This is a genomic window from Mesorhizobium sp. M7A.F.Ca.CA.004.06.1.1, from assembly GCF_003999135.1.
GTDB lineage: Bacteria > Pseudomonadota > Alphaproteobacteria > Rhizobiales > Rhizobiaceae > Mesorhizobium.
Window position 1 is genome coordinate 1 of record NZ_RZPQ01001110.1, and the last position, 1,341, is coordinate 1,341.

Genomic DNA, 1,341 nt, shown 5'->3' on the forward strand with positions numbered 1-1,341 from the left:
TTGTCGAGGAAGTCGCCCGAAAAGCACCATTTGCGCTCAACAAATCTCAGGATTTTGAGACTACATCGTGGTTATACTGCCAGCAAATCTGTAGTGAGATCGAAGCCAGTAAGGATGGAGCTGCAATCACCATCTGTGACAGGGGTATTCCAGACATATTTTCGCATTTTCTAGATACCATGGAAAAGGCATCAAAGCCGGGCCCATTCTTAGACGCTCTATTCCCCGCGCTGAAACAATGGTGCTCCACATATGGCAAAGTCTTCTTTTGTCCAGTCGATCACGGCATTCCTGTTCAGGTCGACTCACTACGCGTTGCTGACCCAGCATACCGTTTAAAGATGGAAAACCATAGCTTAGAGGCGCTCGAAATGCTTGACGTACAATACGTTGGGCTTTCATTCGAAAAGGAGCACAGGGCGAATGCGATATATCAGTCGATAGCCAATCTCTGACGATTACAGTTGTGTCAGAATCTCGGCGGCAAGCTCCTCAGGTCTCCTAAGGTTGCCGTCAAAATCTACATCAACAGCGCACCACTCCCCTAAAACCGATTTCGCAATTAGATTTTCATACACGAGCGGAACCCTCGTAAGTAAGGAGCTATCCGCCTCATGCCTATCGGCATCAAGGTCAGTATAGTCTCTCTTAGGTTTTCTTAGGACGTTTTTCGCCGACGCGTTCGGTGATATACGCAGGTAGGCGTTGAGATTAGGAGCTGGAAGCCCGAACACTTTTAATTCTAGGTTCAAGACCCATTCTATCATTTGATCCTGGAATTCGAGGTCGACTTTTGCTGACTGATAAGCCATATTTGAAGCAATATACCTGTCGAATATCAGAAAATCGGATTTTAAATTAATACTTTCGATAAGGGATTTCGACTCAAATCTATCCATCGCATAGAGCGTGGCAATCGATTTCGGGTCCTCAGGAATATATGTTTTCCCCGACAAGAAATTACCTAGCGCCTGACCTGCTATGGTTTCAGAATACCGCGGGAAAGAGACAATGGTAGCAGTCTTCCCTCGATCCTCGATCAGGGCTTTTAACGACTTTGATACTGTAAATTTTCCTGCTCCATCAACACCCTCAATAGCTACTATTTTGCCCATCAAACGAATATGATCCTCTGCAACACTCTTGAATTCGACAGTAGAAACCGAAACTGAGACTCTGACATCTTAAATCTGGTAGCCTGATTCAATATTATTTCCCGACGCCGCACCATTGGCTCAAAAAATAGAACATCGGCCTCGTCAAAAGCAAACCGAACTGCGAGCTTTACGAGGTCGAATTCAAACTCCAAGCCTTCCGGCAAAACTTTATCAGTATAAAAAG

Annotated in this window: 3 protein-coding genes; 1 reads left to right on the forward strand and 2 read right to left on the reverse strand. The window is 45.2% G+C overall.

Annotated elements, in window-relative coordinates:
* Positions 1-455: AAA family ATPase (locus EN906_RS34285; protein WP_164777615.1), on the forward strand; the 455-nt coding region annotated here is incomplete at its 5' end.
* Between the two features lie 3 nt (positions 456-458).
* Here EN906_RS34285 and EN906_RS34290 read toward each other — a convergent pair.
* Positions 459-1,115, reverse strand: coding sequence for a thymidylate kinase (locus tag EN906_RS34290; protein ID WP_127270446.1), 657 nt, complete (start codon positions 1,113-1,115; stop codon positions 459-461).
* A partial coding sequence (locus tag EN906_RS37875; RefSeq protein WP_206529259.1) for a hypothetical protein occupies positions 1,115-1,341 on the reverse strand: 227 nt, incomplete at its 5' end. The genes EN906_RS37875 and EN906_RS34290, both read right to left, overlap by 1 nt.

Excerpts from the sequence above, each read along its gene's own strand:
- EN906_RS34290 (WP_127270446.1), bottom strand. The coding sequence starts at position 1,115 with ATGGGCAAAATAGTAGCTATTGAGGGTGTTGATGGAGCAGGAAAATTT.